Annotated in this window: 20 protein-coding genes; 12 read left to right on the top strand and 8 right to left on the bottom strand. The window is 52.2% G+C overall.

The window, feature by feature from the left end; translation table 11 throughout:
- Positions 1-70: 70 nt before the first annotated feature.
- Positions 71-946 carry an EamA family transporter gene (locus tag RNAN_RS05105; RefSeq protein ID WP_008219468.1) on the bottom strand — a complete coding sequence of 292 codons (876 nt, stop codon included), beginning with the start codon at positions 944-946 and terminating at the stop codon, positions 71-73.
- A gap of 306 nt (positions 947-1,252) precedes the next feature.
- Here RNAN_RS05105 and RNAN_RS05110 point away from each other — a divergent pair, with 306 nt between their 5' ends.
- Positions 1,253-2,593 (top strand): DUF3422 family protein, encoded by a 1,341-nt coding sequence (locus RNAN_RS05110; RefSeq protein WP_008219470.1) that lies wholly within the window; start codon positions 1,253-1,255, stop codon positions 2,591-2,593.
- A gap of 81 nt (positions 2,594-2,674) precedes the next feature.
- The gene (locus RNAN_RS05115; RefSeq protein WP_008219472.1) at positions 2,675-3,364 is read left to right on the top strand and encodes a lytic transglycosylase domain-containing protein; all 690 of its coding nucleotides are present in this window, start codon (positions 2,675-2,677) and stop codon (positions 3,362-3,364) included.
- On the opposite strand, the gene RNAN_RS05120 is transcribed toward RNAN_RS05115, so the two are convergent.
- The 3 genes from RNAN_RS05120 to RNAN_RS05130 are packed head-to-tail and all read right to left on the bottom strand — an operon-like array spanning position 3,361 to position 6,002.
- On the bottom strand, positions 3,361-3,798 hold the full coding sequence (locus tag RNAN_RS05120) for a CBS domain-containing protein (protein ID WP_008219474.1): 438 nt from the start codon (positions 3,796-3,798) through the stop codon (positions 3,361-3,363). The genes RNAN_RS05115 and RNAN_RS05120 overlap by 4 nt on opposite strands.
- A 20-nt stretch (positions 3,799-3,818) precedes the next feature.
- A complete protein-coding gene (locus RNAN_RS05125; protein ID WP_008219475.1) occupies positions 3,819-4,943 on the bottom strand; it encodes a PilT/PilU family type 4a pilus ATPase in 1,125 nt (374 codons plus the stop codon).
- Between the two features lie 6 nt (positions 4,944-4,949).
- Positions 4,950-6,002: a type IV pilus twitching motility protein PilT gene (locus RNAN_RS05130; RefSeq protein WP_008219476.1), complete on the bottom strand. Its 1,053-nt coding sequence runs from the start codon at positions 6,000-6,002 to the stop codon at positions 4,950-4,952.
- 30 nt (positions 6,003-6,032) lie between these two features.
- On the opposite strand from RNAN_RS05130, the gene RNAN_RS05135 reads away from it, so the two are divergent.
- The 7 genes from RNAN_RS05135 (at position 6,033) to RNAN_RS05165 (ending at position 12,347) form a co-directional block, all read left to right on the top strand.
- Positions 6,033-6,704 carry a YggS family pyridoxal phosphate-dependent enzyme gene (locus RNAN_RS05135; RefSeq protein ID WP_008219478.1) on the top strand — a complete coding sequence of 224 codons (672 nt, stop codon included), beginning with the start codon at positions 6,033-6,035 and terminating at the stop codon, positions 6,702-6,704.
- A gap of 21 nt (positions 6,705-6,725) precedes the next feature.
- Positions 6,726-7,550 carry a pyrroline-5-carboxylate reductase gene (gene proC / locus RNAN_RS05140; RefSeq protein WP_008219480.1) on the top strand — a complete coding sequence of 275 codons (825 nt, stop codon included), beginning with the start codon at positions 6,726-6,728 and terminating at the stop codon, positions 7,548-7,550.
- A 19-nt stretch (positions 7,551-7,569) separates the two neighbouring features.
- Positions 7,570-8,109: a YggT family protein gene (locus RNAN_RS05145; protein WP_008219481.1), complete on the top strand. Its 540-nt coding sequence runs from the start codon at positions 7,570-7,572 to the stop codon at positions 8,107-8,109.
- 102 nt (positions 8,110-8,211) lie between these two features.
- On the top strand, positions 8,212-8,634 hold the full coding sequence (locus tag RNAN_RS05150) for a DUF4426 domain-containing protein (RefSeq protein WP_008219483.1): 423 nt from the start codon (positions 8,212-8,214) through the stop codon (positions 8,632-8,634).
- Positions 8,635-8,640: 6 nt separating this feature from the next.
- The gene (rdgB, locus tag RNAN_RS05155) at positions 8,641-9,267 is read left to right on the top strand and encodes an RdgB/HAM1 family non-canonical purine NTP pyrophosphatase (RefSeq protein WP_008219485.1); all 627 of its coding nucleotides are present in this window, start codon (positions 8,641-8,643) and stop codon (positions 9,265-9,267) included.
- Positions 9,267-10,409, top strand: coding sequence for a radical SAM family heme chaperone HemW (hemW, locus tag RNAN_RS05160; RefSeq protein ID WP_008219487.1), 1,143 nt, complete (start codon positions 9,267-9,269; stop codon positions 10,407-10,409). Before rdgB ends, hemW begins: the two co-directional genes overlap by 1 nt.
- 96 nt (positions 10,410-10,505) lie before the next feature.
- Positions 10,506-12,347, top strand: coding sequence for a DUF885 domain-containing protein (locus tag RNAN_RS05165; RefSeq protein WP_008219488.1), 1,842 nt, complete (start codon positions 10,506-10,508; stop codon positions 12,345-12,347).
- A gap of 62 nt (positions 12,348-12,409) precedes the next feature.
- Here the strand turns inward: RNAN_RS05165 and RNAN_RS05170 are convergent, their stop codons facing one another.
- From RNAN_RS05170 to RNAN_RS05180, 3 genes are all read right to left on the bottom strand, one after another.
- A complete protein-coding gene (locus RNAN_RS05170) occupies positions 12,410-12,820 on the bottom strand; it encodes a VOC family protein (protein WP_008219491.1) in 411 nt (136 codons plus the stop codon).
- A gap of 73 nt (positions 12,821-12,893) precedes the next feature.
- Positions 12,894-13,442 (bottom strand): NADPH-dependent FMN reductase, encoded by a 549-nt coding sequence (locus RNAN_RS05175; RefSeq protein ID WP_008219492.1) that lies wholly within the window; start codon positions 13,440-13,442, stop codon positions 12,894-12,896.
- The gene (locus tag RNAN_RS05180) at positions 13,439-13,888 is read right to left on the bottom strand and encodes a VOC family protein (protein ID WP_008219494.1); all 450 of its coding nucleotides are present in this window, start codon (positions 13,886-13,888) and stop codon (positions 13,439-13,441) included. The genes RNAN_RS05175 and RNAN_RS05180 overlap by 4 nt, the downstream gene beginning before the upstream one ends.
- Positions 13,889-13,984: 96 nt before the next feature.
- On the opposite strand from RNAN_RS05180, the gene soxR reads away from it, so the two are divergent.
- A complete protein-coding gene (gene soxR, locus RNAN_RS05185; RefSeq protein ID WP_008219496.1) occupies positions 13,985-14,467 on the top strand; it encodes a redox-sensitive transcriptional activator SoxR in 483 nt (160 codons plus the stop codon).
- On the opposite strand, the gene RNAN_RS05190 is transcribed toward soxR, so the two are convergent.
- Positions 14,442-17,123 (bottom strand): cation-translocating P-type ATPase, encoded by a 2,682-nt coding sequence (locus RNAN_RS05190; RefSeq protein WP_008219498.1) that lies wholly within the window; start codon positions 17,121-17,123, stop codon positions 14,442-14,444. The two genes, soxR and RNAN_RS05190, sit on opposite strands and share 26 nt — an antisense overlap.
- A 160-nt stretch (positions 17,124-17,283) precedes the next feature.
- Between RNAN_RS05190 and RNAN_RS05195 the strand changes: the two genes are divergently transcribed.
- Both RNAN_RS05195 and mgtE read left to right on the top strand, forming a co-directional pair.
- On the top strand, positions 17,284-18,246 hold the full coding sequence (locus RNAN_RS05195) for a magnesium transporter CorA family protein (RefSeq protein WP_008219501.1): 963 nt from the start codon (positions 17,284-17,286) through the stop codon (positions 18,244-18,246).
- A gap of 20 nt (positions 18,247-18,266) precedes the next feature.
- Positions 18,267-19,616 carry a magnesium transporter gene (mgtE, locus tag RNAN_RS05200; RefSeq protein WP_008219503.1) on the top strand — a complete coding sequence of 450 codons (1,350 nt, stop codon included), beginning with the start codon at positions 18,267-18,269 and terminating at the stop codon, positions 19,614-19,616.
- The last annotated feature ends 14 nt before the right edge of the window (positions 19,617-19,630 follow it).

The raw sequence follows: 19,630 nt of genomic DNA on the forward strand, positions 1-19,630 counted from the left end.
GGCTCCTGTAGTACTGCGAGTTTGATGTACTAGATATAGCGAAAAAGCAGGCAAACTGCAGCGAACTGGATCAAGTTTCTGCTGTTTGTTTTGTCGCGCCCGTGAGCGAACTGCCCAGCGATGCCACTATTACCAGCAAAATTGCCAGCCACTGCCACAGCGTTAACAGCTCCGCCAGAATTAAAAAACCCGCTAAAGCCGCGACGGCCGGCTCCATACTCATAAACACGCTGAAGTTTTGTGATGTCATATTGCGAAGCGCCACCATCTCCAGTGAATAAGGTATCGCACTGGATAAAATACCAACTAAAAAGCCCAGCGGCAGTACCTCCCAGCTTAGCAGCGCCACACCCTGGGTAATAAAGCCTGTCGGCACCAGTACCGCAGCTGCCACTGTCATACCTAATGCTACGGTAATACCGCCCGAGCCTTGTGTATTGGTTTTTTTACCAAATAAAATATAACCGGCCCAGCAGGCACCGGCAGCCAGCGCCAGCATGACGCCAACCGGATCTAACGCTTCGGCACCGCGCATATCGGGTAGTAGTAGTAAAATACCGGCAATGGCGCAGGCTACCCAGATAAGGTCGCGTTTACGCCGCGATGAAAACAGCGCCACCGCCAAAGGCCCGGTAAATTCCAGCGCTACGCCAATCCCCAGTGGAATGCGCGCAATGGCCAGATAAAACAGAATATTCATACCGCCCAGACACAGGCCATATACCACTATCGCCCGCCAGTCGCGGCCTTGGGGCAGCGCCCGCCAGGGCCTAAATACCAGCCACAGCACCAGCGCCGAAAAACCCAGCCGCAGCGCTGTGGTGCCGTCTGGGCCTATCAGCGGAAACAACTGCTTTGCGATAGACGCACCGGATTGAATAGTGACCATCGCCAGCAACACGCTACAGATGGCGACAACCAGGCTGCGGTTAACAGATAAAGACATAAAGCGATCCGAATGGAAATAGCAGAAGCGACAGTCGTATTGTAGATCGCAGACCACGAAAAAATAAGCCGCAACGCACTCAGTTGCGTCATCTTTGCGTTATTTCAGGGCAAATAGCTATCATCCTTTAAAAGCTGAAACACAAAAAACGCGTAATATTCAGAAAAATATCATTTTACAGCAAAGATTTAGCCTTAATTTAACCGGCATAGTGACAGGCTGGCGTTACTGGCACAACACCTGCTTAGCAGTAGCTACAGTATTGTGCTCAATGCCCTTTTCGTCCCCTGACACAGGAGCCTTACTATGAGTGGCTTACAACACCGCAGCCATCCACTGCGCGATATCCTGGATAAAGAGCTGCAGCAACGTACCTTTCCTGCGCTGACAGCCCCATGCCGGCTGTGCCAGTTTATGCTCACCGTGACACCGGCCTCGCGCAGCAGCGAGCTGAGTTTTATGCAGCAATTAGCCAGCGCACAGGGCAGCCATTTTAGTGAAACCGCACAGGATGTTAACCTGCCGCTGTTTGGCGGCACCCTGCGCTTTGAAAAACACGGCGAGTTTTCCAGTTACATTTTTATCCAGCCGGCACATGACAAACAATTGTTTGACGACCCACTGGATTTCTTACCCGCCAAAGACTGGCTTGGCCAGATTCCCGGCCAGATCTTCCGCGTGGTACAACTGAGCATTATCACACCGGCGCAGCTGACTAAGCTGGGCAATATTGACCGGCTGTTTAACCAGGATAACTGCATTAGCAGCCGTCTGGCGGGTCAGCAGGCGCGTATCTGGACCGACTTTCAAAAGCATGCTGAGGGTGCTGGCCGCATGTTGTTGCTGGATCAAGGCTTAACCCCGGCCGCGTTAGGCCGCCTGGTGCAGCAACTATTTGACCTTGGTAACTACCGCAAATTGTCGCTGTTGGGCTGGCCGGTAGCACGTCAGGCGCTGGCCAAATTGAATCTGCTGGAGCAGCAGTTATCCGATATTACTCAGCGCATTGAACATAAAAACAATGCTGACGAGCGCCTGCTAAATGAGATCACCACCATGGCGGCGCAAACTGAACATTTAATTGCCGATAACAGCTCACGCTTACAAGCCACCGCCGCTTATTATCAGCTGACGCTGGACAGGCTAAAAAGCCTGAACGAAACCCCTATCGACGGTATGTTATCGCTGCAGGATTTTACCGAGCGGCGCTTAACGCCGGCGTTTCGCACCAGTGAGTCAGTGGTGTTTCGGCAAAATGCGCTGTCGGGCCGCTTAGGCCGTTCCACCGAGCTGTTACGTACCCGCATTAACTTAACCTTAGAACAACAAAACCAACAGCTACTGGCATCAATGGATAAAAGGGCCAAACTGCAACTGCATATGCAACAAATGGTTGAAGGCTTATCGCTGGTTGCCATCAGTTACTACGCACTGCAACTGACCGATAAAGCCCTTAACGCGCTAAGTTTCTGGTTCGCCACTTTTGATTTGGCACTGTGGCAAAGCCTGAGTGTGCCTGCGGTACTGCTCAGTGTCGGGCTGTTGTTTGTTTGGCTTAACCGCCAACTGCATCGCGCAATACCGGAGCAAGCTATGTCAGATGCGGCAAAAGATCAGCAAGCGGCAAATCGTGAGAAAATGCACTGAACGCTTGAGAATTAACCAGACTAGTGCTTTACTTGCGATCCGCTGTTTTTTAAGTGGCGGGTGTTGTTCAGGAGAACCGGGATGTTACGTGTCGCTGTGTTATTAAGTTGCTTCAGTGTTGCCTGTCTGGCCAATTCGCCTGTGGCTGATACTGAAAAAACACAGCGAAAATTAAGCCCGGGGCAGTCGCTGACCGACAAAAGCCCCACTATCAAAGCACGGCCGGCACAAATTGCGGTGTATAAGTCAGTAAAACAGGATGGTACAGCGCTGTTTTCTGATCGGCAACCGTTAAACCGGCCCTATCAGGTAATGCGATTTGACTGTTTTGCCTGCGATCCGGTATCAACGGTGAACTGGCACACGGTGCCACTGTACACCAAGCCCTATAACCGCATTATTGCCAAAGCCGCTGATGAGCATCAGCTGGATCCGGCGCTTATCCGCGCCGTTATTCATGCAGAATCCTCGTTCCGGCCACAGGTAGTGTCGAAAAAAGGTGCTGTGGGGTTAATGCAGCTGATGCCACAAACAGCAAGCTATTTAGGTGTAGCCGACCCCAGCCACCCAGAGCAGAATATTATTGCCGGCAGCCGTTATCTGGCCAGTTTATTAAAACAACATAACAGCGATTTGCAGCTGGCACTGGCGGCCTATAATGCAGGCGCCAGTAATGTGAAGAAGTACAACGGTGTGCCCCCTTTTGCCGAAACCCAGGCCTATGTTGAGCGGGTGGCCATATTACACCGGCGTTACCAGCAAGCCGGTTAGCCGGGTGTATTAGCGGGCGCAGGCTTAGTTAGCGCTGCCCGCAAAATATCTTTCCAGGATACAATACCCAGCAGATGTTTTTGCTCATCCACTACCGGCAAACAACTGATGTTATGTTGCAGCAACAGCGCAGCCGCTTGCTTTACTGTGGTCTGCTCGGTAATGGTAATGACCGGCGACACCATGACCTGAAGCACCTTGCGCGAGCGGATAAATAAGCCGACAGCCGGATCGGTGGCAGCGTCCATCACCGGGCTTAACTCACGAAAATAATCTTTTACTGACACTATACCCACCAGGCGGTTACTGGCATCGGTAACCGGCACATGCTGAAAGCGTGCTTTAGCAAATACATCGCGCAGCGAGGCCAGGCTGGCATCAGCCGTCGTTGTGACCAACTTATTACGATGCGTCATAATATGGCTGATACTCATACCCACCTCGCGGCAACAGGTTAATTATCGTCTTTTTCAAACCCTTCAATGGTAACGCCCGAAAGGAAACCTGCCCCTTTGGTGTCGCCACTGCGCAGTTTGATCATCAGACGTAAATCGTTTGGCGAGTCGGCATGATGCAGCGCATCAGCGTAACTGATGCGACCGGCCTGATACAGATCGTATAGCGCCTGGTCAAAGGTTTGCATGCCCAGCTCACGCGACTTGGTCATCACCGCTTTAATTTCACCCATCTCGCCACGGGCAATTAAATCGGCAATCAACGGCGAGTTCAGCAGTACCTCAATGGCAGCAACCCGGCCTAAGCCATCGGCCGTGGGCACCAGTTGCTGTGCTACGATACCGCGCAGGTTTAACGATAAATCGAATAACAGCTTTTGGTGCATCTCTTTGGGCACCAGGTGCATAATGCGGTCTATCGCCTGGTTGGCGTTGTTAGCGTGCAAGGTAGCGATACACAAATGGCCGGTTTCAGCAAACGACAGCGCATATTCCATCGTGTCCTGGCTGCGGATCTCACCAATCAGTATTACATCCGGTGCCTGACGCAACGAGCTTTTCAGTGCCGCCTCAAAGGATTCCGTATCTATACCCACTTCGCGCTGGGTAATTAAACTTTTATGGTGCTCGTGCACAAATTCAATGGGGTCTTCAATGGTAAGAATATGGCCTTTGGCATTGCGGTTACGATAGCCCAGCAGCGCCGCCAGTGAGGTTGATTTACCGGTGCCGGTTCCCCCGACAAACAGCACCAGGCCTCGCTTGGACATGATCACTTCTTTCATGATCGGTGGCAGGCCCAGCTCATCCACGTTTGGAATTTTGGTAACAATACGGCGAACCACCATACCGGCACAATCGCGCTGCCAGAAGGCTGATACACGGAAACGGCCGCTGTCGTTGGCGATGGCAAAGTTACACTCTTTGCTGGTCATAAACTCTTGCTGCTGTTTATCATTCATCGCCGATAGCACCAGCTTCAGCGAGGTGGCATCGGTCAGCGGCGTTTCGTCAATTGGCAGCAACTCCCCGTTAATTTTTGCCGCCACCGGCATGCCGGCGGTGACAAACATATCGGAGGCCTTTTGTGCCACCATTTTTTCCAGAAAGTCTTCTAGTTGCATAGTGGTTTAGATCCTACCCATGGCGCCAAAGGTATTCTTATCCTGCGCTTTGGCGGCCGCATCTTTTTGCGTGACCAAACCGCGGTTTACCAGATTGACCAGACACTGATCCATGGTTTGCATGCCATGGGCGGCACCGGTTTGGATAACCGAATACATTTGGGCAATTTTATCTTCACGAATAAGGTTACGAATGGCTGGCAAACCCACCATGATCTCGTGCGCGGCAATACGGCCGCCGCCCACTTTTTTCAGCAGCGTTTGCGAGATAACCGCCCGTAACGACTCTGACAACATTGAGCGCACCATGTCTTTTTCTTCACCCGGGAACACGTCGATAATACGGTCGATAGTTTTAGGCGCCGAGGTGGTGTGCAGGGTGCCAAACACTAAATGGCCGGTTTCCGCAGCGGTCATCGCCAGCCGAATAGTTTCTAAATCCCGCAATTCACCCACCAGGATCACGTCCGGGTCTTCCCGCAGGGCGGAGCGCAACGCATTGCTAAAACTGTGCGTATCACGGTGCACTTCACGCTGGTTAATTAAGCTGGACTTATTGGTGTGGACAAATTCTATCGGATCCTCAATGGTGAGGATGTGGTCATGACGCATGGTGTTAATGTAATCAATCATCGCCGCCAGCGTGGTAGACTTACCCGAACCGGTCGGGCCTGTTACCAGCACTAAACCGCGTGGGTTTTCGGCGATGGTTTTAAAAATATCCGGCGCGCCTAAATCGTCCAGCGTTAATACTTCACTGGGGATGGTACGAAAAACCGCCGCCGCGCCGCGGTTTTGCACAAAGGCGTTAACACGAAAGCGGGCTAAATTAGGCACTTCAAAGGAAAAGTCTGACTCCAGGTTTTCTTCGTATTCTTTCCGCTGTTTGTCGGTCATAATTTCGTACACTAAGGCGTGCACTTCTTTATGCGACAGCGGCGGAATGTTTAACTTGCGCACATCACCGTCTACCCGGATCAGCGGCGGTACGCCGGCAGATAAGTGTAAATCCGATGCTTTATGCTGCACACTAAAGGCCAATAATTCGGTAATATCCATGACAATTTATACTCCACTTTGCCAATTGATATGAATAACATAGCAGAACAACTTAGCCTCGCCTATCAGAACCTGAATGAAAAATGCCAAGGCCTGGGCCTGACGCAGCCGGTCGCGCTGATTGCAGTGAGCAAAACCAAGCCAGCCGCTCAGGTCTTAGCCGCTTATCAGGCCGGCCAGCGCCAGTTTGGCGAAAATTACCCGCAAGAGTTGGCCGATAAAGCCACCGAGCTGGCCGACTGCCGGGACCTTCACTGGCATTTTATTGGCCCGCTACAATCGAATAAAACCAAGCTGGTCGCCCAACACGCCAGCTGGGTACACAGCATTGACCGGCTGAAAATCGCCCAGCGGTTAAATGATCAGCGCCCGGCCAGCCTTGGCAGATTAAAGGTGCTGCTGCAAATTAATATCAGCGCCGAGCTTACTAAAGGCGGCATTGCCGCGAAAGAGATGCTGGCGCTGGCCGCACAGGTCAACAACCTGCCAATGCTGCAATTAAAAGGTTTAATGGCAATACCGGCGCCGGGCGAAAGTGAGCAGGCTTTTGCTGCCATGCAGCAGCTGTCAGCTCAGCTACAACAGCACTACCCCGATGCCACTGAATTATCGATGGGCATGTCAGACGATTGGCCTTTGGCTCTGACTTATGGCGCAACTATGATACGATTAGGCACCGCTATTTTTGGCGCCCGACAGTAACAGCAAGCAAATGGGGAAAAAGTGAAACAGATGAATGACAATATGGTTGCGTTTATAGGTGCCGGTAATATGGCCCGCTGTGTGATTGCCGCTATGGTCAAGGCCGGTTACCCGGCTGATAACATTATTGCCGCCAATCGCAGTCAGCCCAAATTAACAGCCCTGGCAGCCGATTTTGCCATTCATACCACATTGGACAATATTGAAGCGGTAACAAAAGCCGATGTGATTGTGCTGGCGGTAAAACCGCAAATGATGCAAGACGTCTGCACCGCCCTTATCAACGCCGCGCCGGAAATTAGCGAAAAACTGTTTGTCACCCTGGCGGCCGGCATTACCGTGGCACGTTATCAACAGTGGCTGGGCCAGATACGGTTAGTGCGGGCCATGCCCAATACGCCGTCGCTGGTTGGCCTTGGTGTCACGGGTTTGTTTCCAAGCGGCTGCTCTAATTATGAAAAAGCCTTTGTTGATCATATGTTCAGCGGCACCGGCATGAACGTCTGGCTGCAGGACGAAGCGCAAATTGACCACATTATTGCGGTAAGCGGCAGCTCACCGGCCTACTTCTTTTTCTTTATGCAGGCCATGCAGCACGTGGCCGAGCAGCTGGGTTTTGATGCCGCCCAGGCCAAACAGATGGTGGCGCAAACGGCACTTGGCGCCGCCACTATGGCGCTTAACAGCGAGCATAGCTTTGCCGAGCTGCGCGCCCAGGTAACCTCTAAAGGTGGCACTACGCACGAAGCAGTAACCACTTTTGCCAATCAGGGCCTTGAAAAAATGGTTTCTGATGCCATGTATGCCGCGATAAAGCGGGCGCAGGAAATGGCGCAAACCTTATAATTTTTAGCCGGGAGAGCCTATGCAAGCTGTGCTGTTTCTGATTGATACCGCCTTTAGTTTGTACCTGATGGTCGTAATACTGCGCTTATGGCTGCAGTTAGTGCGAGCCGATTTTTACAACCCGTTCAGTCAGTTTGTGGTAAAAGCCACTAACCCTCTGGTATTGCCGCTGCGCCGGGCTATTCCCAGCATTGGCAGTTTAGACACTGCCACGCTGCTGTTGGCTTATGGCATCATGCTGGCCAAGCTTGTTGTGCTGCAGCTGTTGCAAAGCGGCCAGGTGCAGTGGGTGCCCAGCCTGATTTTCTCGGTTATTTTTCTGCTAAAAGAAATCTTTACCCTGCTGTTCTGGATTCTGGTGATCCGCGCTTTACTCAGCTGGTTTAGCCAGGGCAGAAGCCCGGTAGAATACGTGATGCATCAGCTGACCGAACCCGTGCTACGGCCGGTGCGGCGTATATTGCCACCAATGGGCGGGCTGGATTTATCAGTACTGGTAGTACTGGTTGGCCTGCAGTTTTTGAATATTTTATTTAGCAGCTGGTTTCCGGGGCTTTAAGTAGCACAAATCCTGCTGAACAGCGGCTAAAACACTATACTTAAGCCGTCTTAGTTAGAAAGCGCGTAACAGGCGCTTCTATTACATCTTGTGAGGTGAATTATGCGCGCTATTGTGATTACCTTGCTGCTGGGCTTTATGATTAGCTTTAGCAGCCTTGCCGAGCAAAAGAAGACACTGGGTAACTGGGACGTGCACTATATTGCCTTTCCCTCGCCGCTGTTAACCGCCGAAGTTGCCCAGCAATACCATCTGCAGCGCAGCAAATACAATGGCATTGTGAATATTTCGGTGCTAAATAGCGCCAGCCAGCAGGCAGAAAAAGTCGCCATCAGCGGCAGTGCGAAAGATTTACAAGGCCGGGTACGTCAGCTGGACTTTACCGAAGTGGTTGAAGGCGATGCAATCTATTATTTGGCTGAGCTGCCGTTTCACCACGAGCAGCGCTACAGCTTTAGCATTAACCTGCAGCAGGGCAATCAGCAGCAACAGCTTAGCTTTGTGCAAACTTTCTACGTAGATTAAAGCGGCATGATAAGTCAGAAAATCGTCCTGGCCACCGGCAATAAAGGCAAAGTAGCAGAGTTAAGCCAAATGTTAGCGCCCTTTAATTTTGAGGTGCAGCCACAAACCGAGCTTGGCGTGACCGACGCCGATGAAACCGGCCTGACCTTTATTGAAAACGCCATAATTAAAGCGCGCCATGCTGCTTTAGCTACCGGCTTACCGGCGATCGCCGATGATTCTGGCCTGGCCGTAGATGCACTGCAAGGCGCACCCGGCATTTATTCTGCCCGTTATGCCGGCGAAGGCGCGACCGACAGCGATAACATCAACAAGCTGCTCGATGCGCTGAATACTGTGCCCGAGCATCAGCGCGGCGCGCAGTTTCATTGTGTGCTGGTGTATTTGCGCCACGCAGAAGATCCTACGCCACTGGTGTGCCACGGTGTCTGGCCCGGCATTATTACTCTCTCGCCAGCCGGCAATGGCGGCTTTGGTTATGATCCGGTATTTTTTGTACCCTCAGAAGGCTGCACCAGCGCCGAGCTTAGCCGCGAGCGCAAGGCTCAGCTTAGCCACCGTGGTCAGGCACTGGCACAACTTATCGCCCTGCTCAGCCAGGTAAGTCACTCAGCCAGGCAGGTCAGTAACTAGTGGCGCTGCAACTGCCGCCACTGGCGCTGTACATTCATATTCCGTGGTGTATACAAAAATGCCCTTACTGCGACTTTAACTCCCACGCGGTAAAACAAGGTATTCCGGAGCAGGAATATATCGCTCATGTGCTGGCCGATTTAGATCAGGATCTGCCCTTAGTGAAAGGCCGCAGTATCAGCAGCATCTTTATCGGTGGCGGCACACCCAGTGTTTTTTCCGCCTCTGGCATTGCCCAGATCCTAACTGGCGTTAAGCAGCGTATACACTGCACAGACGATATGGAAGTGACCATGGAAGCCAACCCCGGCACGGTAGAAGCCGACCGGTTTGCCGGCTATGTGGCAGGCGGTGTGACGCGTTTTTCCATTGGTGTACAAAGCTTTCAGACGGCGCAATTAAAAGCGCTGGGGCGTATTCACGACAGTGCTGAAGCCATACGGGCCGCTAAACTGGCACAGCAGCTACCACTTAAAAGCTTTAACCTCGATTTAATGCATGGCCTGCCGCAGCAGGATATAGCTGGTGCGCTGGCCGATTTACAGCAAGCAATAGGCTTAAACCCACCGCATTTATCCTGGTATCAGCTCACCATAGAGCCCAACACGGCATTTGCCTCACGCCCGCCGGTGCTGCCGCCAGACGATACGCTGTGGGACATTCAGCAGCAAGGGCTGGCGCTGCTGCAGCAGCATGGCTACCAACAATATGAAATTTCAGCCTACGCCAGGGCTGGCCAGCAGTGCCGGCATAACCTGAACTACTGGCGCTATGGCGATTATTTGGGTATTGGCTGTGGCGCACACGGTAAAATTACCCTGCCCTCGCGTAACAGCATTTTACGCACGGTAAAGATTAAACACCCTAAAGGCTATATGGATATTAGCCGGGGCTATACTGACAGCCGCGAGCAGGTCGAGCCGGACGACAGACCCTTTGAGTTTTTTATGAACCGGTTTCGCCTGCTTGAACCCTGCCCCAAAGCCGACTTTAGCGCTTACACCGGCTTGCCGCTGAGCCATATTGATAAGGCCATAACCGAAGCCGCACAAAAAGGCTTGCTAACTGTCAGCGACAGCCACTGGCAAATTACCGATAAAGGCGCACGCTATTTAAACGATTTACTGACCCTGTTTATTTAACGAGGTGGGGTGTAGCGCCGCTTAACTGCGATAGTTGGACGGTTAGTCTGGCCACTCTGACGTAGAATAAGGTTAAACAAAACACAGGGAACTGACATGAAAGCATTTAATTTGCGCCGGCTGGCGCTGCCATTGGCGATAAGCGCAGCCTTACTAAACGGCTGCGGCCCGCAGCAAAGTACCGCGCCTGTACCAGAGCAGGTTCAGCAGCCACAGCAGAGCGAGAACGAAAAAGCCAATGCGCTGTTTGAACAAATTTTTATGGATAATGTGCGGCGCGATCCTGTGCTGCAAACCCGGCTGGGTATTAAAGATGATTACGATAAATGGCGCGATCTGTCTGACGCGCATTTTGACGCCGGCTTAGCGCTAACCCGCCAGCACCTGACGCTGCTTGAGGCCATTGACAGTAGCAAGTTAGACGACGCCACCCGCGTCAGTTACCTGTTAATGCAGCGTAATTTAGAGCAAGAGCTGGCTGATGCCAAATGGCGCCTGTACAGCTACCCGGTCAACCAGATGTTTGGTACCCACTCGCAGGTGCCGTCTTTACTGATTAACCAGCACAGCATCAGTGATGAGCACGATGCCAAAGCTTATATCGCCCGGTTAAATGCAGTACCTGCACTGTTTAGCCAACTGCAACAACAACTAGAGCAGCGCGCCAAAGCGGGTATTATCGCGCCTAAGTTTGTTTTTGCCCATGTGATTTCCGCCAGTGAAAATGTGATTAAAGGTGCGCCTTTTGATGCTGGCGAACCCAGCACCCTACTGGCCGATTTCAGTAAAAAAGTAACGGCACTGGCGCTTGATGATAACAGCAAAAAACTGCTGCAGGACGAGGCCACCGTGGCACTACTGACCAGTGTAAAACCGGCCTATACCAGCCTTATCAGCTACTTACGGCAGCTGGAGCAGCAAGCTGACACTGTTGATGGCGTTTGGCGTTTTAAAGACGGTGAGCAGTTTTATAACAATGCACTTAAACGCACCACCACTACAGATTTGACCGCAGAGCAAATTCACCAGCTTGGGCTGGACGAAGTAGCACGTATTCATAGCGAAATGCGCGCCATTATGCAGCAAACCGGCTTTGACGGTGACTTAAAAGCCTTTTTCCACTTTATGCAAAACGATCCGCAGTTTTATTACCCGGATACCGCTGAGGGCAAAGCAGCGTATTTAGCCGACGCGACGGCGGTAATAGACCATATGCGCACCCGGCTGGATGAGCTGTTTCTGGTCAAACCCAAAGCAGAGATGATTGTTAAAGCAGTAGAGCCGTTTCGGGAGCAAACAGCCGGTAAAGCGTTTTACCAGCAGCCGTCAATGGATGGCTCACGCCCGGGCATTTATTACGCTAATTTATACCGCATGAGCGATATGCCCAAATACGAGCTGGAAGCGCTGGCCTACCACGAGGGCATACCCGGCCATCATATGCAGCTGGCCATCGCGCAAGAGTTGACTGAAATGCCTAAGTTTCGCCGCTTTGGCGGCTACACGGCCTATATCGAAGGCTGGGGTTTATACACTGAATTGCTGCCAAAAGAAATTGGCCTGTATCAGGATCCCTACTCTGACTTTGGCCGCTTAGCCATGGAGCTGTGGCGCGCTTGCCGCCTGGTGGTTGACACCGGTATCCATGCGAAAAAATGGAGCCGCGAACAGGCTATTCAGTACCTGCTGGACAATACACCAAACACCGAAACCGCTATTGAAAAAGCCATAGAGCGTTATATCGTGATGCCCTCGCAAGCCACAGCCTATAAAGTGGGCATGATTAAAATTATTGAACTGCGCGAAAAAGCCAAAACCGCGCTGGGCGATAAGTTTGATATCCGTAAATTCCATGATGTGGTGCTAAAAAACGGCGCCGTACCGTTGGATGTACTGGAGCAACTGGTCGACGAGTATATTGCTGCAACAGCAGCCTAACTGGCAAGCTGATAGAAGCAGTCGGCCAATAGGCCGGCTGCCTCTTTGTCACTACACCGAAATTAACACACTGCATTTAGTTGAAGTAAATCCCACTTATTACCGTATAGGTCTTCAAACACCGCTACGGTGCCATAAGGCTCTTCGCGGGGTAATTCGTTAAACTGCACACCTTTAGCTACCATAGCCTGGTAGTCACGCCAGAAGTCATTAGTGTGTAAAAACAAAAATACCCGCCCACCGGCCTGATTACCAACTACTGCAGTTTGCTCAGGCTTGCGGGCTTTGGCCAACAGCAGGTTAGCGCCATTGCTCCCGGGTGGGCTTAACTGTACCCAGCGTTTGCCTGCACCTAAATCGGTATCTTGCAGTAATACAAAGCCCATTTTAGTTGTGTAGAACGCTATCGCCTCGTCATAGTCATGTACCAGCAGGGCAACACTGCCCAAGTGTTGTTTTATCGTATCGGCCATAGTACTTTCCCGTTATATCAGTTGACGCCAAGTCTAGGGGCTGGGGTTAATAACACAAGCGAAAAACAGCAGGCTAGGCGGCCTGCTGCTGGATATGTTGTTGTAGCTTTAGTGCAGCCTGCTGCAGCTGAATAAATACGGCACTGTCTTTTACCAGTTGCGCGTCCTGGTCAAACACCTGATAAAAGTTAGCAACCGACACGGCGCCCGTCAGCTGAGCGCCCATGTAGGGGGCGGCGTTGACAGCTGTTTGCAGCACACTCTGCGCCCCGCCCGGCCCGGGTGCGGCAGCAAGAAACAGCGCCGGCTTGTGCTGAAAAATATGCCGCTTTGAGCGTGAGGCCCAGTCGTACAAGTTTTTAAACGCTGCGGTGAAGTTACCGTTGTGTTCGGCAAAGGCCACAATCAGACCATCAGCAACGGCAATACGCTGTAAGAAAGCCGTTACCTGTTCCGGTACACCCAGCGCGTGTTCACGCTGTTCGCTGTAAACCGGCAAATCATAATCATCAAGCTTAAGTGTTTCCACTTTGGCCTGCGGCAGTAATCTGGCGGTGCTCAGGGCAAGCTGCTGATTAATAGACTGAGGGTTATTGCTGGCAGCAAAAGCAAGGATCTTCATAGTGCCTCCTGCTCGTTACGCAGAGCTTTGTCCTGATTCAAATTGCGCTGTTGCGGCAGATCGCTTAAATACTCGACAAATTCCACTTCAAAACCGGCCGGATCAATAAAATACACATTTTTGCGATAAGGCTCGGTTGCGCCCGGTTTGGCAATAGCATAACCGGCGCTTTGTAAGCGGTTGATAACCGCCGCCAGATTGTTGGTGACATAAGCAAAATGCGCCAGCCCCACACTGTGGCCTTCCAGCTTACGGTTTAGCCCCTCACCGTGGTCGCTTAGCGCCAGGTAGTGGTAGTCATCGCCAAAATGCAGCCATTTGCGTGGTTTACCATACCATTCGCCATGGCCTTCATCACGGATGCGCCAGTGTGGAAAGGCAGCGCGGTAAAAATGCAGCATGGCGTCCATGTCGGCCACTACCAGATTAACGTGTTCTAAATACATACAGGGTCTCCTTGCATTAAGTTAGCCAGCAGGGTAAAACCTAAACCTAAGTTAAGGTAAAGTACTTTTTGCATCTTAGTAAAATCGGAGCAATGCATGTCAGAAGCAACATGGAGTGTGGGGCGGGTAGCAAAACGCTGTGGCGTGAAAGTCAGCACCCTGCATTTTTACGAGCAAAAAGGCCTGATTAAAAGCTGGCGTAACGCGGGCAATCAGCGCCGCTATAAACCGGATGTTTTGCGCCGCATTGCAGTGATTAAAGCCGCGCAGCAGATGGGTATTAGTTTGGAAGAAGTAAAGCAGGCGTTGTTATCGCTGCCGGATAACCGCACGCCAACGGTAGAAGACTGGCGAGACTTATCAAAGAACTGGCAACACATGTTGAACGCCCGCATTGCCTATCTGCAGAGGCTAAGGGACTACCTGACCAGCTGCATTGGTTGCGGCTGCCTGAGTATGCACAGCTGCCCGTTGTATAACCCGGACGATACCCTGGCCCAGCAGGGCAGCGGTGCGGTGATCCTGCAGCAGGCGGCAAAGCAGTGCCTGGTTGCTACGCCTGACGCCAACGACGGCTAAGCCACTTTTCCAGTTCCAGGATAAGAAACACTCCTATCGCCACGGCCACACAAAGCAGACCGTGACTAAAGCTTAACGGCTGACTGTGAAACAGCTGCTGTAACAACGGCAGATAGGTAAAGGCTAACTGCAAGCCAAATACGATAGCCACAGCAATAAGCACCGCCTGAGTGCCTTTGACCCCCTGCCACGACAGCGAAGGCCCCTGCATATAGCGCACACTAAACAAATACCATACCTCCATGGCGACCAACGTATTGACGGCCATGGTGCGGGCGTATTCGACACTGAGCTGCTGTGCAATGGCCCAGTTAAACACGGCGAAAATGCCCGCGGTAAACAGCATAGAAACCAGCACAATACGCCACAGCACAAAACGCGAAACTAAGGCTTCATTTACCCGCCTTGGCGGGCGGCGCATCAGGTTAGACTCAGCCGGTTCAAACGCCAGCGCCAGCGCCAACCCAATGGAGCTGACCATATTTACCCATAGAATTTGCAACGGCATTATCGGCAGGGTTAAGGCAAACAGCAGCGCCAGCACAATGGCCAGTGACTCGCCACCGTTTACCGGCAGCAAAAAAGCAATGGCTTTTTTCAGGTTGTCATACACATTACGCCCGGCCGCCACGGCGCTGGCAATAGTGGCAAAGTTGTCATCCAGCAGTACCATTTCACTGGCATCACGTGCCGCTTCGGTACCGCCCTGCCCCATAGCAATGCCCACGTCGGCACGTTTGAGTGCCGGTGCGTCATTAACGCCATCGCCAGTCATGGCAACCACTTCTCCCTGCTGTTGCAATGCACTGACTAACCGCAGCTTATGCTCTGGCGTGGTGCGGGCAAATACGGCGGTATGTTGCACAGCCTGCCTAAGCTCGGTATCCGTTAACTTGTCCAGTTCATAGCCGCTTAACACTGTGGCGGCATCAGCAAGACCAAGCTGGCTGGCAATAGCCGCCGCCGTTGCAGCATGATCGCCGGTAATCATTTTTACCCGTACACCGGCTTGCTGACAGTCGGCAATAGCACTGATGGCTTCAGGCCGTGGCGGGTCAATCAGGCCAACCAGTCCTAACAGCAACACCCCCTGCTGCAGATCACGCTCATTTAACAGGGTTTGCTGATGGCTTAAGCATTTCACCGCCAGCGCCAGCACACGCTGGCCAGCGGCGGCTATCTGATTAACCTGCTGCTGCCAATAATGGCTGTCCAGCGCCACAGCGCCGTTAGCACTGTAGTAACCCTGACACTTGGCCAGTACGGCTTCGGGAGCGCCTTTGATAAACACATAAGCATGGCCCTGATGGTCGCTGTGCAGAGTTGCCATATATTTGTGCGCTGCATCAAAGGGGATCTCATCATGCCGCGGGTAGGCTTGCATTTGCTCGCGCTGCGCCAGGCCATGCTTTTGGGCTAACACCAAAAGGGCCGCTTCCATCGGATCGCCCTGGATCTGCCGTGCCTCTGCTGTTGCGCCTTGTGTTAAACGCGCGTCGTTACACAATAAAGCGCAGCGACACAGCCAGTCCAGCGTCTGGCGGTCTGCGGCGTTATCAACGCCATCAATATGCCCACTGGCCTGATAGCCTTTGCCACTAACCTTAAGCCGCGCAGCAGCTAACTGCACCGTCGTTACCATCATCTCGTTTAGTGTCAGGGTGCCGGTTTTATCAGAGCAAATCACCGACACCGCCCCTAAGGTCTCCACCGCCGGCAAGCGGCGAATAATGGCGTTACGCCTGGCCATACGGGTAACACCAATGGCCAGGGCTATGGTTAAAATAGTTGGTAAGCCTTCCGGAATGGCGGCCACTACCAGGCTAACCACCGCCATAAATAAATAACTCAGCGCATAATCTCTGAAGTAGCCCAGTACAAACACCAGCCCGGCGACCGACAACACCGCCAGGGTTAAATAACGGGCAAATTGCGCCATTTGCTGCAGCAAGGGGGTAGTCAACAGTTGCACCTTCGTCAGCAACTGGTTAATGCGGCCAAGCTCGGTATCGCTGCCGGTCGCCACCACTAATGCCAGCGCCCGTCCCTGGGTCACCAGGGTGCCGCTGTAGACCATATTGCGCCGGTCAGCCAGCGCGACCACACCGGTCAGGACATCGCTATGCTTACTTAGCGCTACCGACTCACCGGTTAATGCCGCTTCCTGCACCTGCAGGTTATACACCTGCAACAGACGCATATCAGCGGGCACTTTATCGCCGGCTTCCAGTATCACAATATCACCGGGCACCAGCTCGCTGGCGTCCAGCTGTCGCGTTTCCCCATCGCGAAGCACGCGGGCCCGGTTGCAAAGCAAGGCGCCAATTGCCGACAGCGCTTTTTCTGCCTGGCCTTCCTGCACAAAACCGATAATGCCATTTACCAGCACTACCGCCAGGATCACCGCCATATCCAGGTATTCTGACAAGAACAGCGCCAGCGCCGCCGCAACTAACAAGACGTAAATCAGCAGGTTGTTAAACTGGCGCAAAAAGCGGCGCCAGGCAGGCGCCGGCGGTTTTACCGGTAACAGGTTAGCGCCATAGCGCTGGCGCGCAGCCACTACCTGCGCATCGGTTAAGCCTGATGTTACGCCTACCTGATACTGCTGGCACAGCTCGTTTGCCGTTTGTTGATACGCTTCAGTTACCGACATAAAGGTTCCGGGTTGCTTAGGCTAACCTAACCATAGCAAGCGTAGCGGGCAATAGCGCTGCGCCAGATCAAAAAAATGGCCATCGGTCACTGGCGGCTTATTTGCCAGCGTCCGGGGTTTACGGGTATGCTGTAAACACAGGCAACTGCTGGAAAATGCTATGATTTCAATTCACTACTTTGAGCCAGAAAGCCAAAGCTGGCATAGCCGAAGCTTAAGCCAACTGCCGAAAACCATACCGGCCGATGCCAGAGTGTGGATAAATTTAACTGACGCCAGCACCGATGAGCAGCTTAATGTGCTACAGCGTTTTGCCATTATGCCCACCATAGTGGAAGACTTCAGCCGCCAGCGTCACCCACCCAAACTGGAAACACAAACCGACTTTACCTTGCTGATTTTACGCGGCTATGCCGATGCTGACTTTAGCGAATACACCCAGAGCGCTCAGGTTAACTTGTTGTATTCTAAACAAGTACTAATTAGCATTGTGCGCTGCCACAATGCGGCCTTGCTGGCACAGCTAACCCCACAAATGGTAGCCGGGCAAAGCCCGACCATCGCCGAATGGGTAAAGCAGCTGATCCTGGCGGTGTCGGCCAGTTATCTGGAAAAACTGATCAATTTTGAAGATGAGCAAAGTGAGCTTGAAGATGCCATGCTGCACCGCGGTAATGATGAGCAGATGGCACTGATTATGCGCTACCGCTCGGTGCTCCGGAAAATCAACCGCAATCTGGCTTACCAAAAAGATATTTTCTCTGATGCGCTGTATGAAGAACAAAACCCGCTACTAAAACAATTTAACAGCAGCGAAATTCGTGATTTTTACGAAAAATTTGAGCGGCTGCACAGCATGACTGATTTATACTACGATCAGTTAAGCGATCTGGTAGAAGGCTATTTGTCTACCACCTCGCATCAAATTAACGAACGTATGAAAGTATTGACTATCGTCAGTACCATTTTTATTCCACTGACATTTATTGCCGGTATTTATGGCATGAACTTCGTGTATATGCCTGAGCTGCAAATGCCTAATGCTTACTTTTTAGTGCTAATTGCCATGGCCTTAGGCGGTGTAGGCGGTTTAATTTGGTTTAAAATACGCGGCTGGTGGTAATACCGGCACAGGAGTGGTAGATGGCTGAAAACCAACCGCTGGATATTGAAGAGATAGTACGCGACAGCTTTGATGAGAACGAGGCTGAGCAGTTAACCGATAAACTGAGCCAGTTAGAGCCGGAAGAAATTGCCATCGCGCTGGAGGCAATGCCGGTAGAGCAACGGGTTGCCACCTGGCTAACCTTACACAGCGATGATCAAATTGCCGCCCTGACCTATATGCGGGTTGATGCGCGTGACAACGTTTTCAAGCAACTGGACGAAGCGCAGCTGCGCAGCCTGGTTGAGGAAATGGATGTTGACGATCTGATTGAGCTGCTGGATGAACTGCCACAGCGTATCTACGATTACGCTTGCTCCAGGCTCGACGCCAGCCAGCGGCGCTGGCTGGATACCGCTCTGGGGTATGATGAAGATCAATGTGGTCGTTATGCCGACCACGATATGCTTATTATCAACAAAAACGCCAAGGTGCGTGATGCCATCCGCTTATTTCGCCAACTGGCTGACGATGCCGAGTACCACGATGCGCTGTTTGTGGTAGACCGCACCGGCCGCTATGTCGGTTTGGTGCACGCTACCCAGCTACTGGGCCTGGGCAGCCATTTACCGATTGAGACAGTGATCGATAAAGACGCGCCGCTGGTTGAAGGTGAAATGGAGCTGGATCAGGGTTCAGACATTGTATCGCGCTCTGGCTATACCGCGCTGGCCGTTGTTGACGCTGAGGGCAAATTGCTGGGCCGGTTATCAATAGGTGAAGCACTGGAAAACGTGCGCAGAAGCCTGGAAAGCCAGTTTATGCATACCGCCGGTTTAGACGAAGAAGAAGACTTGTTCGCTCCGGTGGTTGACAGTGCCAAGCGTCGCGCTTTGTGGCTGGGCATTAACCTGTTAACCGCCTTCTTAGCCGCCTGGACCATAGGGCTATTTGAAGCCACCTTACAGCAGGTTGTCGCACTTGCGGTGCTGATGCCGATAGTTGCCAGCATGGGCGGTATCGCCGGCAGCCAAACCTTAACACTGATTATCCGCGGCCTGGCGCTGGAGCAAATTACGCCAAAAACCTATTTAACCCTGCTGCGCAAAGAGCTGGGCGTTGGTGCCATTAATGGCGTACTGTGGGCATTAGTCATCGCTGTGACCACCTATTTCTGGTTCGGTGATTGGGTAATAGGCGGCATTATTGGCATGGCCATTATTATTAATATCGTGGTGGCCGCCATTGCTGGTGTGTTAATTCCGATTTGGCTGGAAAAACTCGATATTGACCCGGCGCTGTCCGGCTCGGTCATATTAACCACGGTAACCGACGTAATTGGCTTTTTTGCTTTCCTCGGCTTAGGCTCATTATTTCTGTTGGCTTAAAAAGCAATAACTAT

Source organism: Rheinheimera nanhaiensis E407-8, from assembly GCF_000296695.1.
Classification (GTDB): domain Bacteria; phylum Pseudomonadota; class Gammaproteobacteria; order Enterobacterales; family Alteromonadaceae; genus Alishewanella; species Alishewanella nanhaiensis.

Coding starts and splice junctions, on each gene's coding strand:
- RNAN_RS05105 (WP_008219468.1), bottom strand. CDS start 946: ATGTCTTTATCTGTTAACCGCAGCCTGGTTGTCGCCATCTGTAGCGTG.
- RNAN_RS05110 (WP_008219470.1), top strand. CDS start 1,253: ATGAGTGGCTTACAACACCGCAGCCATCCACTGCGCGATATCCTGGAT.
- RNAN_RS05115 (WP_008219472.1), top strand. CDS start 2,675: ATGTTACGTGTCGCTGTGTTATTAAGTTGCTTCAGTGTTGCCTGTCTG.
- RNAN_RS05120 (WP_008219474.1), bottom strand. CDS start 3,798: ATGAGTATCAGCCATATTATGACGCATCGTAATAAGTTGGTCACAACG.
- RNAN_RS05125 (WP_008219475.1), bottom strand. CDS start 4,943: ATGCAACTAGAAGACTTTCTGGAAAAAATGGTGGCACAAAAGGCCTCC.
- RNAN_RS05130 (WP_008219476.1), bottom strand. CDS start 6,002: ATGGATATTACCGAATTATTGGCCTTTAGTGTGCAGCATAAAGCATCG.
- RNAN_RS05135 (WP_008219478.1), top strand. CDS start 6,033: ATGAATAACATAGCAGAACAACTTAGCCTCGCCTATCAGAACCTGAAT.
- RNAN_RS05145 (WP_008219481.1), top strand. CDS start 7,570: ATGCAAGCTGTGCTGTTTCTGATTGATACCGCCTTTAGTTTGTACCTG.
- RNAN_RS05150 (WP_008219483.1), top strand. CDS start 8,212: ATGCGCGCTATTGTGATTACCTTGCTGCTGGGCTTTATGATTAGCTTT.
- rdgB (WP_008219485.1), top strand. CDS start 8,641: ATGATAAGTCAGAAAATCGTCCTGGCCACCGGCAATAAAGGCAAAGTA.
- RNAN_RS05165 (WP_008219488.1), top strand. CDS start 10,506: ATGAAAGCATTTAATTTGCGCCGGCTGGCGCTGCCATTGGCGATAAGC.
- RNAN_RS05170 (WP_008219491.1), bottom strand. CDS start 12,820: ATGGCCGATACGATAAAACAACACTTGGGCAGTGTTGCCCTGCTGGTA.
- RNAN_RS05175 (WP_008219492.1), bottom strand. CDS start 13,442: ATGAAGATCCTTGCTTTTGCTGCCAGCAATAACCCTCAGTCTATTAAT.
- RNAN_RS05180 (WP_008219494.1), bottom strand. CDS start 13,888: ATGTATTTAGAACACGTTAATCTGGTAGTGGCCGACATGGACGCCATG.
- soxR (WP_008219496.1), top strand. CDS start 13,985: ATGTCAGAAGCAACATGGAGTGTGGGGCGGGTAGCAAAACGCTGTGGC.
- RNAN_RS05190 (WP_008219498.1), bottom strand. CDS start 17,123: ATGTCGGTAACTGAAGCGTATCAACAAACGGCAAACGAGCTGTGCCAG.
- RNAN_RS05195 (WP_008219501.1), top strand. CDS start 17,284: ATGATTTCAATTCACTACTTTGAGCCAGAAAGCCAAAGCTGGCATAGC.
- mgtE (WP_008219503.1), top strand. CDS start 18,267: ATGGCTGAAAACCAACCGCTGGATATTGAAGAGATAGTACGCGACAGC.